Raw genomic sequence first — 18,200 nt, 5'->3', positions numbered from 1 at the left:
GGTCGCGCCCCGCGTCGGGGGCGACCCGTCGAGTGGGCGGTCCGCGGATCCGCCCGGCGTGCGGACCGGCCGGCGGAGCCTAGGCGCGCGGGCGCAGCAGGGGGACTCCGCCGGTGGCGGGCAGAGCCTCCGGCCCGGGGGCCGCGAGCCGGGCGGCGCGGCGCAGGCGGAGGTGGAAGGCGAGTCCGATGGCGGCCGCCGCGATCCCGGAGGCGGCACCGACCAGCATCGCCTGGCGCGGACCGTAGGCGTTCGCGACCCAGCCGATCAGCGGTGCGCCGATCGGGGTGCCGCCGACGAAGATGGCCATGTACAGCGCCATGACCCGGCCCCGCATCTCGGGGGCGGTCGAGAGCTGCACGTAGCCGTTGGCCGAGGTCATCAGCGTCTGCGCCGCGATGCCGACGAAGGGGAGCAGGATCGCGAACGCCCAGACCGTCGGCATGACGCCGGCCAGCGCGAGCGCGACGCCGAACGCCGCGGAGGCGCCGACGATGAGCCGGAGCCTCGGGCGATCGCGGCGAGCCGAGAGGAGCGCCCCCAGCACCGAGCCGACGGCGATCGCGGAGGAGAGGAGGCCGAACTCGCTCGCCCCCATGTCGAACTCGACCGTCGCCATCGTCGAGGCGAAGATCGGGAAGTTCAGGCCGAAGGTGCCGATCAGGAACACGATCGCGAGCACCACGAGGATGTCCGGCCGCTTCGAGACGTAGCGGAACCCCTCCAGCAGCGCACCCGGGCCGCGGGTGGCCCGCGGGGCGCTGCGGAGCTGGTCGCGGTGCAGCGCGCGCAGCGAGAGCAGGACGGCGAGGAAGCTCGCGGCGTTGAGGAGGAAGACCCAGCCGGAGCCGACCGCGGCGATGAGCACGCCCGCGAGGGCCGGTCCGATCATCCGCGCCGAGTTGAAGGAGGCCGAGTTCAGCGAGACGGCGTTGGTGAGGTCGCGCTCCTCGACCAGCGCCGAGACGAACGTCTGGCGCACGGGCGCGTCGATCGCCGCGGCGAAGCCGAGCAGCAGAGCGAAGAGGTAGACCATCCAGAGCTGGACGACCCCGGTCACGACGATGAGTCCCAGGCCGAGCCCGAGCGCGCCCATCGCGCCCTGGGTGGCCATCAGGAGCTTCCGCCGGTCGAAGCGGTCGGCGATGAAGCCGGAGAAGGGGACCATCACGAGCTGCGGTCCGAACTGCAGCGCCATGGTCACGCCGAGCGCCGTCGCGTCGTGGCCGGTCAGGTCGTTGATCACGATCCAGTCCTGGGCCGTCCGCTGCATCCAGGTGCCGACGTTCGAGACCATCGCGCCCGCGAACCAGATGCGGTAGTTCGGCACGGCGAGGGAGCGGAACATCGCGCTCATCGGTCGGCCACCGCGCGCAGGACCGCCGCCGCGTCGTGGAGCAGGCGCAGGTCCTCGGGAGGGAGCTCCTCGAGGCGCGCCACGAGCCACGCGTCGCGGCTGCGGCGCACGTCGAGCACCAGTGCGGTGCCGGCCCCGGTGGGGCGGATGCGGGTGACGCGGCCGTCGGCGGGGTCGGCGAGGCGCTCCGCGAGTCCTTCGTCGACCAGGCAGCCGACCGTGCGGGTCATCGAGGGCGGGCGGACCCGCTCCGCCTCGGCCAGCTCGCCGAGGGTCTTGGCGCCCTCGCGGTGCAGGAGTGCGAGCACGCTGAACTGCGGATCGCTGAGCTCGTGCTGGGCCTTCTCCTGCCGGAGCCGCCGTCCGAGCCGGCCGACCGCTGCCCGCACCTCGCCCGCGAGGGAGGTCAGCGGGAGATCGGTCTGCAGGGTCTCGGTCGATGGCACATAGTTAGCCTAACAAAAGAACTGCCGCTCAGGCGGAGGTCCGCGCGGTCCGCACCGCTCCGATGCTCGCGGCGACCACGAGCGCGATCCCGACGGCCTCGACGGCGCTGAGGCGCTGACCGAGCACGAGGAATCCCGAGAGCGCGGCCGCCCCGGGGGAGAGCGACATCAGGATCGAGAAGGTGGAGGAGCGCAGGCGCCGCAGCGCCAGCAGCTCCAGCGCGTAGGGCACCGCGGAGGAGAGCACCGCCACGGCGAGCCCGAGGAGCAGCACCGGCGGCACCACCAGGGCGGGCCCGGCGGAGGCGAGGCCGAACGGCAGCGACACGATCGCGCCGGCCGCCAGCGCCAGCGCGAGCCCGTCGATCCCCTGGAACCGCCCGCCGGTGCGGCCGGCGAAGACGATGTACGCGGCCCAGAGCACTGCGGCCCCCAGCGCGAAGCCGACGCCGACCGGGTCCAGCGCGGAGAACCCGCCCTGCGACAGGGTCACCACCCCGGCCAGCGCGAGCACCGCCCAGACCAGGCTCAGCACGCTCCTCCCGGCGATCACCGAGAGCGTCAGCGGCCCGAGCACCTCGAGGGTGACGGCGGCGCCCTGCGGGATCCGGGCGATGGCCTCGTAGTAGCAGGCGTTCATCCCGCCGAGGGCGAGACCGTAGGCGGCGACGGTGGCCCAGTCGCTCCGGCTGTGGCCGCTCAGCCGCGGACGGCAGACCAGGAGCAGAACGACGGCCGAGAACACCAGCCGGAGCGTGACGGTGCCGATCGGCCCCGCGGCGGGGAAGAGCAGCACGGCGAAGGAGGCGCCCAGCTGCACGCTCGCGACCGACCCGAGCACCAGGCCGATCGAGCCCGCACTCGCCGGGCGCCGCTCCGGAGCGGCCGCTGCGCTCAGCTGGAGCGCCGCTGCGTCTGGACGGGCGGGACGTTGTAGCCGAGCAGGCCGACGCCGGTCGCGTCCCAGCGCAGTGTGGTCAGCGAGACGTTGTCGACCACCGGGAAGGTGTGCCGGTAGGTCTCGGGGTTGATGCCGAGGTAGGCGCACAGCAGGAGGCGGATGAGCGTGCCGTGCGCGACGACGAGCACGCGGCCGTCGGGGTGCTCGCGGTGGATGCGGGCGAGCGAGGTGTTCGCGCGGGCGACGGCGTCGAGGCCGGACTCGCCGCCGGGCATCGGCTGGATGGCCGGAGCGGCGACCCACGCGTGGTACTCGTCCGGGAAGCGCTTCTCCATCTCGTCGGTGGTCAGCCCCTCGCCGCGGCCGAAGTCGACCTCGACCAGCGCCGGGTCGGGCTGCAGCTCGAGGTGGGCCGCCCGCGCGGCGGGCACGGCGGTGCGCACGGCCCGGACCAGGGTGGAGGAGTACACCGCCTCGAGGTCGGCGTCGACGGCCCAGGCGGCCAGAGTCGCCGCCTGGTCCTGGCCCCGGGGGGTCAGCGCGATGTCGGAGGAGCCCGCGAAGCGGTTCTCGGAGTGCCAGACAGTCTCTCCGTGCCGGGCGAGGATCAGGGTCGTCACCCCCTGAGCCTACCGACCGTGCGGGCCAGTGGGCCCCGCGCTCAGGCGGCGGGGACGCCGTAGTGCGCGTCGACCATCACCGGGAGGTGGTCCGAGACGCCCTGGGGCAGCGTGGAGACCCGCTCGATCCGCACGGAGTCGCTGATCGCGAAGTCGAAGTGGCCGCTGAAGTAGCGGTAGCGCGCGTAGGTGGGGGAGTCGCTCCGCGAGACCAGGTAGCCGTTCCGGGTCATCCGGCGGTCGAGTCCGCGGAAGAACCACGGGTAGTTGTAGTCGCCGACCATCAGGGAGGGGGTGTCCGGCGCGTACTCGCGCAGCCGGTTCAGCGCCTCGTCGATCTGCTTGCGGCGCAGGGCGTTGCCGGCCGACAGCGGAGCGGCGTGGAAGGAGGAGACCGCGATCGATCCGCCGTCGCGGTCGTCGAGGCGGACGGCCAGCAGGCGCTCGTGAGCGGGGGACATCACGCGGTCGTGCATGGACTTGCTGAGCTCGAACGCGGCGCTGCCGGAGAGCTCGAAGCGGTCCTGCGAGTAGTAGACGGCCAGGCCCAGGCGGTTGCGGGCCGTGACGGACGCGAGCCGGAGCGAGCCCACCTCCTGCGGCAGCTTCGTGGTGTCGCACTCCTGCAGGCACAGGACGTCGATGTCGTGGCGGGCGGCGAGGGGGGCGATCTCGGCGTGCGCTCGGTGCTCCCGGAGGTTGTAGGAGATCACGCGGAGGGCGCGTTCGGTCGGCTGCATTTCGCCAGTGTAGGGCGCGCCGACCGAGCGCCGGCCGACCCTCCGGCGAACACGGAGGGACCTCCTCGGAACGCGGTCGGAACGTTCGCCGACCGGCCGGGGAGGTCCCTCGCGGAGCCGTGTCAGTGCTGCTCGGTGCCCGAGGCGTCGGTCTCGGCGTCGGTGCCGTGGACGCCGTCGGTGGGGCCCCAGTCGGGCAGCGGGGGGTTCTGCTCCTCGCCGTCGGCGCCGACGCCGTCGGCCAGGGGGGAGGCCGCGCCGCCGACCTCGTCGAGGCCCGCGGAGGTGCCGGTCTCGGTGGCGGGGTCGGGCGTGCGGGCGCCGTCGGTCGTGTCGGTGCCGTCGGTCGTGTCGGCGGGGGTGGGCTCGATGTCGTAGTCGGAGCTGCTCATGCCCCGACGCTACGACTCCGCCGCCCGCGGGGGCACCCCCTTGCGCTCCCGCGAACGACGGAGGCCCCCCGCACCGGGAAGGTGCGAGGGGCCTCCGAAGGGGGAGTGCTCAGCGTCCGTAGGCGGAGGCGGCGGGGCAGTCGAACGGGTCGCCGCCGGCCGACAGGCCGACCTTGTTGAGGTAGCGGACGACGATCGCGTACGACTCCATCAGCGAGGTCTCGGTGTAGGGGATCTGGTGGGTGGTGCAGTACTCCTTGGCGATGACCTGCGCACGGCGCAGCGCCGGGCGGGGCATGTTCGGGAAGAGGTGGTGCTCCACCTGGTAGTTCAGTCCGCCCATGTAGAGGTCGGTGAACCAGGTGCTGCGGATGCTGCGCGAGGTGAGGACCTGGCGGCGGAGGAAGTCGACGCGCGCCTCCTTCGGCAGCAGCGGCATGCCCTTGTGGTTCGGCGCGAACGAGGCGCCCATGTAGAGGCCGAAGACGCCCAGCTGCACGCCGACGAAGGCGAACGCCATGCCGAGGGGGAGGGCCCAGAAGACGACGGCGAGGTAGAGGCCGACGCGGGTGACGAGCATGGTGATCTCGACCCAGCGCTTGTCGACCTTGCCCTTGCCGAACACGGTGCGGAAGCCGTGCAGGTGCAGGTTGAGGCCCTCGAGCAGCAGGAGCGGGAAGAACGCGTAGCCCTGGCGGCGGGTGAGCCAGGCGTAGAGGCCGCGCGAGCGGGCCGCGTCCTCGGCGGTGAAGGAGACGACGTCGCGCTCGATGTCCGGGTCCTTGCCCAGCACGTTGGGGTTCGCGTGGTGGCGGCTGTGCTTGGTCATCCACCAGGAGTAGCTGATGCCGACGAAGAGGTTCGCGAGGGTGCGGCCGGCGACGTCGTTGGCCTTGCCGGACTCGAACACCTGGCGGTGCGAGGCCTCGTGGGCGAGGAAGGCGAACTGCGTCAGCACGATGCCGAGGGCGGCGGCGAGCAGGAGCTGGAACCAGGAGTCGCCCAGCAGGACGAAGCCGGTGACGATGCCGCCGAGCGCGAGGACCAGCGCGCCGAACATCGTGTAGTAGAAGCCGGTGCGGCGGCGGAGGAGCCCCGCGTCGCGGACCGTGCTGAGGAGACCGGAGTACTCGGTCGTCGGGTTGACGCGGCCGTCAGCGCGGGGGCGGGTGCGGACGACGCGGGGGGCGCCTCCGGTGACGGACGTGGTGGTGGGGGTGCTCATCGGCGCCTCGCTCTTCGTGGTGACCGTCGGCGTCGACGGTCTCTCGGTGAGCGATCCCGACGGGGGCGGTCCGCTCATGGTTCACCGCGTCGGTAGGGGCCGGACGCGGCATCAGGGCGACCGGGGTCAAGGGCAACCTGGTGTGAACACTACGGGGACGGCGGCGGCACCGCACCATGGCGATTGCCAGCCTTCGCTCCGCGCGTGTCGGGAAGGGGAGTGCGCCTCCGGCGGGACCGCCGGAGGCGCACGGGCTCAGGAGCCGATCGAGTCCTGCGGGCGGCCGGACTTGAGCGCGGCGAGGCGCGCCTCCACCTCGGTCATCTCGCCGAGGTCCTCGAGCGACTCGAACTGCGCGTCCAGGCTCGAGGAGGCGAGCTCCTCCGCGCCGCGGACGCGCGCCTCCTCGCGGCGGATCTTCTGCTCGAAGCGGCTCACCTCGCTCGTCGGGTCCATCAGGTCGATGCTCTTCACGGCGTCCTGGACCTGGCTCTGCGCCTCGACGGTCTTCGAGCGCGCGATCAGCTCGTCGCGCTTGCTCGAGAGCTGCTGCAGCTTCTCGCGCATCTGGTTCAGGCCCGTCTTGAGCTTGTCGACGACCTCGGTCTGCGAGGCGATGGTCGGCTCGGCGTCCTTCGCCTCCTTCTCGGACTGGATCTGGCGCTGCAGAGCGACCTTGGCCAGCGCGTCGAACTTGTCGGCGTCGCCGGCGCTCCCGCCGGTGCGCAGCTCGTCGGCCTTGCGGCTCGCGGCGAGGGCCTTGCCGCCCCACTCCTGGGCGTTCTGCACGTCCTCGCGGTAGTCGTCCTCGAGCAGGCGCAGGTTGCCGATCGTGGTGGCGATCGCCGCCTCGGCGTCGCGGATGCTGTCGGTGTAGTCGCGGACCATCTGGTCGAGCATCTTCTGCGGGTCCTCGGCCTGGTCGAGGAGCGCGTTGATGTTGGCCTTCGCGAGCTGCGCGATGCGGCCGAAGATCGACTGTCTCTGTGCCATGGGTGTCTCTCCTTGCGTCGTGGGTGGTGCCGGATGTCGGAGGTGGTGCCGGAGTCGTGGGGGAGGTGGTGGTCGTCGGTCGTGCGCGGATGCCCGGGGGCGCTCAGAAGCGCCCGCCGCCGCCGCGGCGTCCGCCTCCGCCGCTGCTGCGCCCGCCGCCGAAGCCGCCGCCGCCGGAGCGCCGGGACGAGCCGCCGCCGCCGAAGCCGCCGCTGAACCCGCCTCCGCCGAAGCCGCCCGAGCGGTAGCCGCTGCGGCGTCCGCCTCCCAGGAGCGACTCGACCAGGATCCCGCCGAGGAACGCGCCGGTCGTGTCGCCTCCGTAGGGGCTGCCGACGGCGTTCGGGGCGGAGTAGGAGCCGGCGTCGGCCCGCGCCCGCTCGAGCGCCTGCTGGGCGAGCTGCGAAGCGCGCTGGGCGGAGGCGAGAGCCTCGCGGGGGTCGGTGGCGGCGATGTGCTCGGCGTACTCGGCCGAGCGGGCGGCCTCGGCGACGCGGGTGCGCGCCTCCGAGCCGACCGCGCCGCGGCGGGCCGCGATGAAGTCCTCGGCGGCCGAGACGCGGCTGCGGGCGGAGGTGAGCTCGGCGCCGAGGGCGGCCCGCTCGCGCTCGCGCTGGGCCTGCGCGTCGCGGAACCCGCCGACGGCGGCATCGATCGTGGCGTCGGCGGCGGTGAGCGCCTCGAGCAGGGCGAGCGGGTCGTTCGGCCGCACGGAGGCGGCGCGCTCGACGTCGTCGAGGGCGGCCTCGGTCGAGGCGACCGCCGCGGCGACGTTCTGCGCCTGGGCAGCGGACTCCGCGTCCTGGGAGGCGGCGAGCGCTCGTCCCTGCGCCACGTCGGCGCGGATCTCGGCGATGCGGCCGGCGAGCGACGCCTCCGCCTTCTGCAGCTCGTCACCCCTCGTCGCCACCGCGTCGACGAGTCCGGAGGCCTGCTCGGCGGCCTGCTGCCCGGCGCGCAGCAGCACGGCGGCGCGGCCGGAGTCGCCGGCCTGCAGCGCCTGCTGGGCGCCGGCGAGCTGGTCGCGGGTGAAGCGGAGGCGGTCCTCGGCCTGGTCGGCGTCGTCGCCCACGTCGTCGATCGCGGTCGGCGCGTAGCGGGAGGCGAGCTCGGCGAGGCGGGCGCGGGCCGAGGGGAGGCGGTCGCCGACCTCGGCGGCGCGAGCCGAGAGCGCGGCGGCGACCTGCGGCGCGTTCTTCTCGAGGTCGCGCAGCTCCTCGAACGCGCTCGCGCGCTCGTCGAGCGTCTGCTCGGCGTCGGCGCAGAGCTGGAGGATGCGCTGGTAGCCGTCGCGGCGCTCCTGATCGGTCTCCGGCTCGGCGTCGTCGAGGCGCTGCTGCAGGGTGAAGGCCTCGCCGAGCAGGCGCTTCGCGGTGACGAGCGCCTCGCGGAACGCGCCGGTCGCGTCGGCGCCGAACTGCGCCTCCGCGAAGCCGACCTCCTGCTCGCTGGTGCGGACGGCGTCGTCGGCGTGGACGAGGGCCGACCCGGCACGGGTGGCGAGTTCGTCGATCGAGGCCTCCACCGCCTCCTGGGCGCGGCGCTTCCGCGCGCGGCGGACGAGCAGCAGCACCACGAGGCCGACCACGACGAGGGCCGCGAGCACGCCGAGCGCGATCAGCAGCCCCGAGCCGAGGGACTCGCCGGCGCTGGGCGCGTCGAGGCGCTGCCCGATCCCGTCGGCGGCGGCCACCGCGGCTCCGGCCCAGTCGCCGTCGGCGAGCCTCGGCTCGATGTCGTCGGACTGGAGCGAGGAGACCTGCGCGTCGTCGAGGGCGAAGCCCTGCGCGACCGACACCTGGTACTGGCGGGCGTCGACCGCGACGGCCAGGAGGACGTCGTCGGTGCCCAGTCCGTTGCGGGTCGCGGTCTCGTCCGCCCACGCGGCGCGGTCGGACGGATCGGTGAAGGAGTCGACGAAGGCGACGAACAGCTGCACGCGGTGCTGGTCGTAGAGGGCCCGCGAGGCCTGCTCGATCTCGGCGGTCTCTCCGGAGCTCAGCACCCCGACCGAGTCGAGGACGGTGGAGGAGGAGAAGGAGACGGGCGATTCGGCCGTCGCCGCGGTCGCGGGGACCAGCGCGAGGACCGCGGCGATCAGGAGGGCCCCGAGCGCCGGCAGCAGCCGGGAGCTCACGGGGTGGTGGGGTCTCGCCGGCATCGCGCACACTCCTTCGTCGTCGCCTCCCGAGTGTAGACAGCCCGGGTGTCCGAGCAGGAGTCGGGAGGCGGCAGGCCGTCGACCGCGTGCCCGGGGCGCGGGGGATGGGAGAACGCCGGGAGGAGGAATGACGGTGCTCCGCTCGCGGTTGTGGCCCGGAGTGCGCCGCAGGTGCACGTGCCTCCCCCCTCAGGGCAGCCCCTGAGACAGCTCCGTAGAAAGGCGATCCCGTGGATCCGTTCTCCCCCCTCACCGCCGGCGACCTCGACCTCCCCAACCGCATCGTCCTGGCACCGATGACGCGACTGCGCTCCGACGAGCAGGGCGTGCCCGGCGCGATCGTCGCCGAGTACTACGCCCAGCGCGCGAGCATGGGCCTGCTGATCAGCGAGGGCGTCTTCCCCAGCGCCGAGTCCAAGGGCTACGCCGGGCAGCCCGGCATCGAGACCGACGCGCAGGCCGCGGGCTGGCGCGCCGTCGCCGACGCCGTGCACGCCGCGGGCGGACGCATCGTCATGCAGCTGATGAACGCGGGCCGCGTCTCGCACACCGAGATCACCGGCACCGACCGCATCGTCGCCCCGAGCGCCGTCGCCATCGACGGAGAGGTGCACACCCCCTCCGGCAAGAAGCCCTTCCCGGTGCCGCACGCGCTGACCACCGAGGAGCTGGCGACCGTCCGCGACGAGTTCGTCGCCGCCGCCCGCCGCGCGATCGACGCCGGCTTCGACGGAGTCGAGGTGCACGGCGCCAACGGCTACCTGCTGCACGAGTTCCTCTCGCCCGTCTCCAACGTGCGCACCGACCAGTACGGCGGGACCCCGGCCGAGCGCGCCGCGTTCCCGCTCGAGGTCACCCGCGCGATCGTCGACGAGGTCGGAGCGGGCCGCGTCGGCATCCGCCTCTCGCCGGCCCACAACATCCAGGACGTCGTCGAGACCGACGGCGACGACGTGCGCGCCACCTACGAGGCCGTCGTCGACGGGCTCGCCCCGCTCGGCCTGGCCTACCTCAGCGTCCTGCACGCCGAGCCCGCCGGCGAGCTGGTCCAGGACCTCCGCTCGCGCTTCGACGGCGTCTTCATCGCCAACAGCGGCTTCGGCTCGCCGACCAGCCGCGAGGAGGCGACCGAGCTGATCAGCGAGGGCCACGCCGACGCCGTGGCCGTCGGCCGCCCGGCGATCGCCAACCCCGACCTGGTCGAGCGCTGGCAGGGCGGGCACCCCGAGAACGAGGTCGTCCAGGAGACGGTCTACGGCGGAGGAGCCGAGGGCTACACCGACTACGAGCCCCTCTCGGCGTAGTCGCGACTCACGCGGAAGGCCCGCTCCCTCGAGAGGGAGCGGGCCTTCCGCGTACCGGGGGGATCAGCTCTCGCTGCCCCGGCTCTTCAGCTCGGACTCGATGCGGGCGTCCTGCTCGGGCGAGAGCTCGTGGTCCTCGTCCTCCGGGCCGGCCGTCTCGCCGACGCGGCCCTCGCCGAGGGCGTGGATCGAGGTGATCTCGTCCTCGAGCGCGGCGTCGCGGTCGTGCTCGCTCACGAGCCGGTCTCGATCTCCCCGGCGGAGACGGCCTCGGCGTACTTGCGGAGGTCCGGGCCGGGCTCGAAGTCGATGAAGCGGTCCTTGAGGCGCGCGTTCAGCTCCGCGAACACGTCCTCCCAGGGCTCGCCCTTCTTGCTCGTCGCGAGGTCGAGCACCGCCTCGCGGAGGACCCTGTCCGAGTCCTCGAGGATCTTGTCGCGGGCTTCGTCGTTCCAGCGGATGTCCTGTGCGTCCATGCTCCGACCGTAGGCGCGGGGCCGGGGCGCCCCAAGGACTTGCGGGCGGGGGGCGGGAGGCGTAGGAGCCCCCGCCGCTCCGCGCTCAGGAGAGCGCCGGCAGCACCTCGCGCTCGAACAGCTCGATGCCGGACCGGTCGTAGGCGGCGTCCGGGAAGTAGAGGATGCCGTAGTCCATCCCGCGCGACTGCATGCCGGCGAGCCGGTCGACGATCTGCGAGGGAGTGCCGACCGCGAGCGCGTCGGGGCTGCGGTACTCGGCGACGAAGGACGCCGCTCCCTCCGCGCCGAGGTACGGGACCACGCGCTCCTCGAGACGCTGCAGCGCCGCCTCGACCTCCGCCTCCGTCTCGCCGATCACGACGTTGTAGTTCGAGCTCCGGGTGATCGCCGAGAAGTCGGTGCCCAGGCGCTCGCAGTGCCCGCGGAGGACCGAGCTCTTGTGGTCGAACGCCTCCGGGGTCCCGGCGAAGTTCGTGTACTGCGCGTACTGGGCCGCGATCCGCAGCGTGACCTTCTCGCCGCCGCCGGCGACCCACAGCGGGATGCCGCCCTCCTGCAGGGGCAGCGGTCGGTTCTGCGCGCCGTCCACCTGGTAGTAGCGGCCGTCGAGGGTCGCGGACCCGGTCGTCCAGGCCTGCTGCAGGATCTGCACGCCCTCGTCGAGCCGGCGCAGCCGCTCGGCGATCGGCGGGAAGCCGTAGCCGTACGCGCGCCACTCGTGCTCGTACCAGCCGCCGCCGATGCCCATCTCGACCCGCCCGCCCGAGACGATGTCGACGGTCGTCGCGACCTTGGCGAGGTAGGCGGGGTTCCGGTAGCCCATGCAGGTGCACATCTGGCCCAGCCGTACGCGCGACGTGGTGGCGCCGAACGCGCTCATCAGCGACCACGCCTCGTGCGTCGCCTCCTCCGTCACCTGCGGGACGGTGTGGAAGTGGTCGTAGACCCAGATCGACTCCCAGGCGCCGTCGTCGGCGTGCCGGGCGAGGTCGCTCATGGTGCGCCACTGGTCGGCGGCCGGGACGCCGACGAGGTCGTGGCGCCAGCCCTGGGGGATGAAGAGTCCGAATCGCATGCCGCCGACCCTAGGGCGGCCCGCCCCCCGAGGTCGAGGGGGTCGCGGTGCTCGCGTACGCTTCCGACCGATGCTGACCTTCACAGAGGATCTCGGACTCCCCGTCCTCGCGCTGATGATCCTCGCCGCCTTCGCGGCCGGCTGGATCGACGCGGTCGTGGGCGGCGGCGGACTCCTCCAGCTCCCCGCCCTGCTCCTCGTGCCGGGGATCTCGCCCGTGCAGGCGCTCGCCACGAACAAGCTGGCCTCGATCTTCGGCACGACCACCAGCGCGATCACCTACTACCGGCGTGCGAAGCCCGATCTGCGCACCGCACTGCCGATGGCGGCAGTCGCCCTCGCGGGCAGCTACGGAGGCGCGACACTCGCCGGCCTCCTCCCGGCCGCGGTGTTCAAGCCGATCATCGTCGTCGCGCTGATCGTGGTCGCCGTCGTGACGATCGCCCGCCCGGCACTGGGCAGCGTCACGGTGCTCAAGCACGCGGGCCGGCGCCACCTCGTCACCGCGGCCGTGCTGGGACTCCTGATCGGCTTCTACGACGGCCTGATCGGACCGGGCACCGGCACCTTCCTGATCATCGCCCTGATCACCGCGCTGGGCTACGACTTCCTGCTCGCCAGCGCCAAGGCGAAGATCGTCAACGTCGCGACCAACCTCGGCGCCCTGCTCTACTTCGTGCCGGGCGGGCACGTGATCTGGCTGCTGGGCCTCCTGATGGGCGCCGCCAACGTGGCGGGCGCGTACCTCGGCTCGCGGATGGCCGTCGCTCGTGGCAGCCGCTTCATCCGGGTCGCGTTCCTCGTCGTGGTCGGCGCCCTCATCCTCAAGGTCGGCTCCGACGTCTGGACCGAGAACCTGGCGCCGCTGCTGCGCTAGCGCGGGCTGCGGGACCGAGCCGCGGAACGAGGACGGGACCCCCTGCCGCGGCAAGGGGTCCCGTCCTCGTTCCGATCGCTCGCGCTCCGGCGCTCGGCTTCGCCTGGCTCAGCCGAAGGGGATCGAGCCGACCAGCACGCCGACGGCGAGCATGACCAGCGAGACGACGACCGCTCGCCACAGCACCTTGCGGTGGTGGTCGCCGAGGTTCACCGCGGCGAGGGAGACGAGCAGGAGGATCGCCGGGACCAGCGGGCTCTGGAGGTGCACCGGCTGCCCGGTGATCGAGGCGCGCGCCATCTCGACCGGCGAGATGCCGTAGTTCGCCGCGCTCTCGGAGAGCACGGGGAGGATGCCGTAGTAGAACGCGTCGTTCGACATGAAGAAGGTCATCGGGATGCTGAGCACGCCGGTGATCACGGCGAGGAACGGTCCGAGCGCCGGCGGGATCACCGCGACGACCCACTCCGCCATGGCGTCGACCATGCCGGTGCCGTTGAGGACGCCGATCAGCACGCCGGCCGCCAGCACCATCGACACGACGCCCACGATGCTCGGCGCGTGCTTGACGATCTCGGCCGCCTGGTCCTTCATCTTCGGGAAGTTGATCAGGAGGGCGACCGCGGAGCCGACCATGAACACGTAGGGCAGCGGCAGGATGTCGGCGACCAGCAGCGTCATCACCGCGAGGGTCAGGACCAGGTTCACCCAGATCAGCTTCGGGCGCAGCGTCTCGCGCTCGGGGTCGAGCATCGTGTCGGCCATCGCGGTGTCGGCGTCGTCGGCCTGCACGCGGGCGGCGACCGCCACCTGGGCTCCGCGCAGGGCCTGGGGACCGCGGAGGAAGGAGAAGCGCTCCCGGGCGACGGTGCGGATGCCCCCGGTCAGGGCCGCGAGGCCGCCGGTGCGGGCGCCGCCCGAGCGGGAGGAGGAGCCGCGGCCGGCGCCGACGAGCTCCTGCTCGAGCATCGGCTCGGCCAGTGCGAGCGAGCCGAGGCGGCGGCGCTCGCCGAGCCCGAGGAACCAGGCGAAGACGAGCGTGACGGCCAGGCCCACCGCGAGCGACGGGAGCATCGGCACGAAGATCTCGCTCGGCGAGACCTGGAGGGCCGCGGCGGCGCGCACCGTCGGTCCACCCCAGGGGACGATGTTGAGCGTGCCGTTGGCCAGGCCCGCGACGCAGGTCAGCACGACCGGGTTCATCCCCAGGCGCAGGTAGATCGGGAGCATCGCGGCGGTGGTGACGATGAAGGTGGTCGAGCCGTCGCCGTCGAGCGAGACCGCACCCGCGAGCAGCGCCGTGCCGAGCACGACCTTCGCCGGGTCGTCGCCGAGCGCGCGGACGATGAAGCGGATCAGCGGGTCGAAGAGCCCGACGTCGATCATGATCCCGAAGTACATGATCGCGAACATCAGCAGCGCTGCCGTGGGCGCGAGGCTGCCGATCGCCTCGAGGACCATGTCGCCGATGCCGAGGCCGGCGCCCGCGAAGAGGCCGAAGATCGTCGGCACGACGATCAGGGCGACCATCGGCGTCAGCCGCTTGGTCATGATCAGGGCCATGAAGGCCAGGATCATGGTGAAACCGAGTACTACCAACACAGCTGACTCCTTCGTCCAGTGCCTCCGCCCGCGCTCGGCGGGAGAGCCGGCCGGGAGATGGTGGAAACCCTAGGCAGCTCCGCGTCCGGCGCCGGGGTATCGCTCATTACGGCGACATCTGCGCATAGTGTGGCTTCTGCGCATTCTGCGCACGACGACGGCGAGGAGGCCCCGATGCGCTTCGCGACCCACGTCCTGGTCCTGCAGCTCGCCACGGTGTCGGCCGCCGTGCTGGTCTGCGCCGGCCTCGTCACCGCGCTCAGCGTCCAGCAGCTGCGCGGCGAGGCGGAGGGGACGGCGCTCGCCATCGCCCGCACCGTCGCCGAGGACCCCGACGTGCGCGACGCGGTCGCCGAGTCCTCCGCGGTGCCCGGCGCGCCCGCCGCCTCGGAGCTGCGCGGCGGACCGCTCGAGGACGTCGCCGCCGCCGTCGAGCAGCGCACCGGCGCGCTCTTCGTCGTGATCACCGACGATCAGGGCATCCGCCTCGCCCACCCCGACGAGGACCGCCTCGGCGAGCGGGTCTCGACGAGCCCCGACGAGGCGCTCGCCGGGCGCGAGAGCGTCTCGTGGGGCACCGGCACGCTGGGCGAGTCGGCACGGGCCAAGGTCCCGGTCTTCGCCGCGGGGGAGCAGCGGGTCGTCGGCGAGGTCAGCGTCGGCTTCGCGCGCTCCAGCGTCTTCACCGACCTGCCGACCGCGCTGCTCGGCGTCCTCGCCGCGGCGCTCGCCGGGCTGGTGCTCGCCGCCGTCGCCTCCGTCTTCATCCGCCGCCGCCTGCTGCGCCTGACGCTCGGCCTCGCCCCGGAGGAGCTCACCTCGCTCGTGCAGGACCAGGCCGCCGTGCTCGACGGGGTCGACGAGGGCGTGCTCGCGCTCGACCGCGACGGGCGCGTCGGCGTCTGCAATGCGCGGGCCGCCGCGATCCTCGGCTCCGACGACCCGACCGGGCGGGCGCTGCACGGGCGGCCGCTCGCGGAGCTCGACCTGCCCGTTCCACTGGCCGACGCGATCGGCGCCGCGCTGGACTCCGTCGAACCGCCCCGCCCCGGAGGCGAGGAGGGCTTCGTCGTCCGTTCCCGCATCGTCTACGTCGACATCCGCCGGGTGACCCGCGGCGACCGCGACCTGGGCGTGGTGGTGGTGCTGCGCGACCGCACCGACCTCGCCGCGCTGAGCCGGCGCCTCGACGCGGTCGGCGCGATGACCAACGCGCTCCGGGTGCAGCGGCACGAGTTCGCCAACCGCCTGCACGTGGTCGCGGGCCTGCTGGATGCGGGGCGGACCGCGTCGGCGCGCGACTACCTCGACGAGGTGCTGACTCGCGGCCCGCTCAAGTACCCGGTGCAGCACGCCGACCGGCTGCAGGAGCCGTACCTCCAGGCGCTCGTCGGGGCGAAGGGGATCGAGGCGGCCGAGCGCGGTGTGCTGCTGACGCTCGGCGAGGAGACGCTGGTGCGCGGCACCGTCGTCGAGCCGGAGGACGTCGCCACGGTGGTCGGGAACCTGGTCGACAACGCGGTGCGCGCGGCGGTCGAGGGGCGGCGCGACGTGCGCTTCGTCGAGGTCGAGCTGCTCGACGACGGCGACGCGCTCTTCGTGACGGTCGCCGACTCCGGCGACGGAGTGCTCGATCCGGACTCGCTGTTCGACCGGGCCGGCGCGGGCGACCCCGTCGAGGACGACGGACGCGTGCACGGTCGGGGCTTCGGCCTGCCGCTGTGCCGTGAGGTGGCCGCCCGGCGCGGCGGCGAGGTCTGGCTGGCGGACGCCGGCGGAGCGGAGTCGGGGGCCGTGCTGTGCGCGCGCCTCCCCGGAGCGGTGCTGCCGCCGGAGCAGGACGGGGACGGGTCATGAGCGCGGACACGGCGCGGGAGCGCACGGTGCTGGTGGTGGACGACGACTTCCGGGTCGCCCAGCTGCACGCGGACCTGGTCGAGGCGCGGCAGGGGCTGATGGCCCTTCCTCCGGTGCACACGGCGCGCGCGGCGCGGGCGGCCGTCGCCGAGCACGCGCCCGATCTGCTGCTGCTCGACGTGCACCTGCCGGATCAGAGCGGGATCGCGCTGCTCCGCGAGCTCGACACCGACGCGTTCGTCGTCAGCGCCGCCTCCGACGGGGCGACGGTGCGGCGCGCCCTGCACGCGGGGGCGCTCGGGTACCTCATCAAGCCGTTCGAGGCGCGCCTGCTCGGCGAGCGCCTCGACGCGTACGTGCGGTTCCGGAACGTGCTGCGGGAGGACCGCGCGGCCGATCAGGAGGCGGTGGAGCGGGCGCTGCGCATCCTGCACTCGGGCGACGCGACCGCCGCGCAGCCCTCGCGCTCGGCGACCGAGCAGCTCGTCCTGGCGCGCCTGGCCGAATCGGGCGCCGAGCTGTCGGCCCTCGAGGTGGCCGAGCGCGCCGGCATCTCGCGCGCCACCGCCCAGCGCTACCTCTCGGGCCTCGCGGGCCGCGGCCTCGTCGAGATGACCCTCAGCTACGGCACCACCGGCCGCCCGGAGCACCGCTACCGCGCCCGCTGACCCTCCGCGAGCGGAGTCCGCGCTCGAGCCGGCGGGACGTTCTCGGCGGTCAAGACCCGCTCTCGGGGACCTGAGCGCCCAGGGGAGCTGACTGCGGAGCACCGGCGTGCGGTGCTCGGTCGAGCCGAACGGGGGATCCGCGTGTCAGCGGATCCTCCTAGGCGGTCGGGACCCGCTCTCGGGAACCCGACCGCCCGTGGGAGTCGACTGCGGTGCGCCGCCCTGCGGCGCACGAGACGGCCCGTCGAACGAGCGATCCGCGTGTCAGCGGATCGTTCTAGGCGGTCGGGACCCGCTCTCGGGAAACCGACCGCCTAGGAGAGCCGACTGCGGTGCGCCGCTTCGCGGCGCACGAGACGACTCAGTGCGTCGCGTCGACGTCCGCGCCCGCGGCCTCGGCCACGCGCCGGCGCTCGGCGGCCTCGGCGGCCATGCGGCGGCCCTTGGGGCTGACGAGGGAGGCGATCACCGTGATCACGAGGACGCCGATGATGACCGAGAGCGACAGTCCGGTGCCGATCTCGAAGACCTCCACGTGCTCGCCGTTGTTGATGAACGGCAGGTTGTTCTCGTGGAGCGCGTGCAGGATCAGCTTCACGCCGATGAAGGCGAGGATCGCGGCGAGGCCGATGCTGAGGTAGACGAGGCGGTCGAGCAGGCCGTCGATGAGGAAGTACAGCTGGCGCAGGCCCAGCAGCGAGAACGCGGTCGCCGTGAAGACGAGGTACACGTCGCTGGTGAGGCCGAAGATCGCCGGCACGCTGTCGAGGGCGAACAGGATGTCCGTTCCGCCGATCGCCGCCATGACGAGGATCATCGGCGTGAGGACCTTCTTGCCGTCGATGTGCGTGTAGAACTTGTCGCCGTCGTACTGGTCGCTCGTCTTGAAGATCCGCTTGGCCAGGCGCACCATCACGTTGTCGCTGGAGTGGTCGTCTCCCGGCTTGACCAGGTTGAACGCGGTCAGCAGCAGGATCAGGCCGAAGATGTAGAAGACCCAGGCGAACGAGTTGATCAGTGCGGCGCCGAGGAAGATGAAGCCGGTGCGGGCGATCAGTGCGAAGACGATTCCGAAGAGGAGCACCTTCTGCTGGTCGGCGCGGGGCACCTTGAAGCTCGCCATGATGATGAGGAAGACGAACAGGTTGTCGACCGAGAGGGCCTTCTCGGTGATGTACCCCGCGAAGTACTCCGATCCGGGCGTCGCTCCGCCGAAGACGAGGACGCCGAGCCCGAAGAGCACGGCGATGCCGACGTAGAGCGCCGACCAGATCGACGACTCCTTCAGCGTGGGCTCGTGGGCCTTCCGGACGTGGAAGAAGAAGTCGAAGAGCAGGAGCAGGACGATGAAGACGATCGTCAGGGTCCAGATCAGGGGCGATACGGTCATGAAGGGGCTGGCCTCGCTCGTGAAGGGGGTCGTCGTGGAAACGCTGCCAGACCTCCGGGTCGCGGGAGAGCCACTCGAGGCCGAGACCGCCGGCGACGCGGTGCCGCTTCGCC

Annotated in this window: 18 protein-coding genes; 4 read left to right on the top strand and 14 right to left on the bottom strand. The window is 73.0% G+C overall.

The window, feature by feature from the left end; all coding sequences use genetic code 11:
- Positions 1–79: 79 nt before the first annotated feature.
- From C5C74_RS11905 to C5C74_RS11865, 9 genes are all read right to left on the bottom strand, one after another.
- Complete coding sequence (locus tag C5C74_RS11905) at positions 80–1,357, bottom strand: MFS transporter (RefSeq protein ID WP_104226202.1); 1,278 nt, start codon at positions 1,355–1,357, stop codon at positions 80–82.
- Entirely contained in the window at positions 1,354–1,803 is a 450-nt protein-coding gene (locus tag C5C74_RS11900) for a MarR family winged helix-turn-helix transcriptional regulator (RefSeq protein ID WP_258063346.1), read from the bottom strand. The genes C5C74_RS11905 and C5C74_RS11900 overlap by 4 nt, the downstream gene beginning before the upstream one ends.
- A gap of 28 nt (positions 1,804–1,831) precedes the next feature.
- Positions 1,832–2,644: a DMT family transporter gene (locus tag C5C74_RS11895; RefSeq protein ID WP_258064158.1), complete on the bottom strand. Its 813-nt coding sequence runs from the start codon at positions 2,642–2,644 to the stop codon at positions 1,832–1,834.
- A 53-nt stretch (positions 2,645–2,697) separates the two neighbouring features.
- Positions 2,698–3,324 (bottom strand): histidine phosphatase family protein, encoded by a 627-nt coding sequence (locus C5C74_RS11890; protein WP_104223854.1) that lies wholly within the window; start codon positions 3,322–3,324, stop codon positions 2,698–2,700.
- A 41-nt stretch (positions 3,325–3,365) separates the two neighbouring features.
- Positions 3,366–4,064 (bottom strand): endonuclease/exonuclease/phosphatase family protein, encoded by a 699-nt coding sequence (locus tag C5C74_RS11885; RefSeq protein ID WP_104223855.1) that lies wholly within the window; start codon positions 4,062–4,064, stop codon positions 3,366–3,368.
- Positions 4,065–4,186: 122 nt separating this feature from the next.
- Positions 4,187–4,456, bottom strand: a complete 270-nt coding sequence (locus C5C74_RS11880) for a hypothetical protein (protein WP_104258105.1) — start codon at positions 4,454–4,456, stop codon at positions 4,187–4,189.
- A gap of 109 nt (positions 4,457–4,565) precedes the next feature.
- Positions 4,566–5,681 carry an acyl-CoA desaturase gene (locus C5C74_RS11875; RefSeq protein WP_104226226.1) on the bottom strand — a complete coding sequence of 372 codons (1,116 nt, stop codon included), beginning with the start codon at positions 5,679–5,681 and terminating at the stop codon, positions 4,566–4,568.
- Between the two features lie 255 nt (positions 5,682–5,936).
- Positions 5,937–6,674 carry a PspA/IM30 family protein gene (locus C5C74_RS11870; protein WP_104273526.1) on the bottom strand — a complete coding sequence of 246 codons (738 nt, stop codon included), beginning with the start codon at positions 6,672–6,674 and terminating at the stop codon, positions 5,937–5,939.
- Between the two features lie 103 nt (positions 6,675–6,777).
- Positions 6,778–8,835 (bottom strand): TPM domain-containing protein, encoded by a 2,058-nt coding sequence (locus tag C5C74_RS11865; protein ID WP_104351595.1) that lies wholly within the window; start codon positions 8,833–8,835, stop codon positions 6,778–6,780.
- Positions 8,836–9,065: 230 nt separating this feature from the next.
- Between C5C74_RS11865 and C5C74_RS11860 the strand changes: the two genes are divergently transcribed.
- A complete protein-coding gene (locus C5C74_RS11860) occupies positions 9,066–10,139 on the top strand; it encodes an alkene reductase (RefSeq protein ID WP_104223860.1) in 1,074 nt (357 codons plus the stop codon).
- A 63-nt stretch (positions 10,140–10,202) separates the two neighbouring features.
- Here the strand turns inward: C5C74_RS11860 and C5C74_RS17480 are convergent, their stop codons facing one another.
- The 3 genes from C5C74_RS17480 to C5C74_RS11850 form a co-directional block, all read right to left on the bottom strand.
- Complete coding sequence (locus C5C74_RS17480) at positions 10,203–10,376, bottom strand: hypothetical protein (protein ID WP_160035225.1); 174 nt, start codon at positions 10,374–10,376, stop codon at positions 10,203–10,205.
- Positions 10,373–10,615, bottom strand: coding sequence for a hypothetical protein (locus C5C74_RS11855; RefSeq protein WP_068251275.1), 243 nt, complete (start codon positions 10,613–10,615; stop codon positions 10,373–10,375). Before C5C74_RS11855 ends, C5C74_RS17480 begins: the two co-directional genes overlap by 4 nt.
- 85 nt (positions 10,616–10,700) lie before the next feature.
- On the bottom strand, positions 10,701–11,693 hold the full coding sequence (locus C5C74_RS11850) for an LLM class F420-dependent oxidoreductase (protein WP_104262730.1): 993 nt from the start codon (positions 11,691–11,693) through the stop codon (positions 10,701–10,703).
- A 70-nt stretch (positions 11,694–11,763) separates the two neighbouring features.
- Here C5C74_RS11850 and C5C74_RS11845 point away from each other — a divergent pair, with 70 nt between their 5' ends.
- Positions 11,764–12,570, top strand: coding sequence for a TSUP family transporter (locus C5C74_RS11845; RefSeq protein WP_104223862.1), 807 nt, complete (start codon positions 11,764–11,766; stop codon positions 12,568–12,570).
- A gap of 108 nt (positions 12,571–12,678) precedes the next feature.
- Here the strand turns inward: C5C74_RS11845 and C5C74_RS11840 are convergent, their stop codons facing one another.
- Entirely contained in the window at positions 12,679–14,148 is a 1,470-nt protein-coding gene (locus tag C5C74_RS11840; RefSeq protein WP_104233156.1) for a CitMHS family transporter, read from the bottom strand.
- 198 nt (positions 14,149–14,346) lie between these two features.
- On the opposite strand from C5C74_RS11840, the gene C5C74_RS11835 reads away from it, so the two are divergent.
- Both C5C74_RS11835 and C5C74_RS11830 read left to right on the top strand, forming a co-directional pair.
- Positions 14,347–16,029, top strand: coding sequence for a sensor histidine kinase (locus C5C74_RS11835; RefSeq protein ID WP_104351594.1), 1,683 nt, complete (start codon positions 14,347–14,349; stop codon positions 16,027–16,029).
- Positions 16,026–16,697, top strand: coding sequence for a response regulator (locus tag C5C74_RS11830; protein ID WP_104351593.1), 672 nt, complete (start codon positions 16,026–16,028; stop codon positions 16,695–16,697). Before C5C74_RS11835 ends, C5C74_RS11830 begins: the two co-directional genes overlap by 4 nt.
- 361 nt (positions 16,698–17,058) lie before the next feature.
- On the opposite strand, the gene C5C74_RS11825 is transcribed toward C5C74_RS11830, so the two are convergent.
- Positions 17,059–18,087, bottom strand: coding sequence for a TerC family protein (locus tag C5C74_RS11825; protein WP_104223866.1), 1,029 nt, complete (start codon positions 18,085–18,087; stop codon positions 17,059–17,061).
- Positions 18,088–18,200 lie beyond the last annotated feature (113 nt).

Source organism: Rathayibacter sp. AY1E8 (assembly GCF_002931415.1).
Classification (GTDB): domain Bacteria; phylum Actinomycetota; class Actinomycetes; order Actinomycetales; family Microbacteriaceae; genus Rathayibacter.
This window is presented reverse-complemented; position numbering and strand designations above follow the sequence as displayed.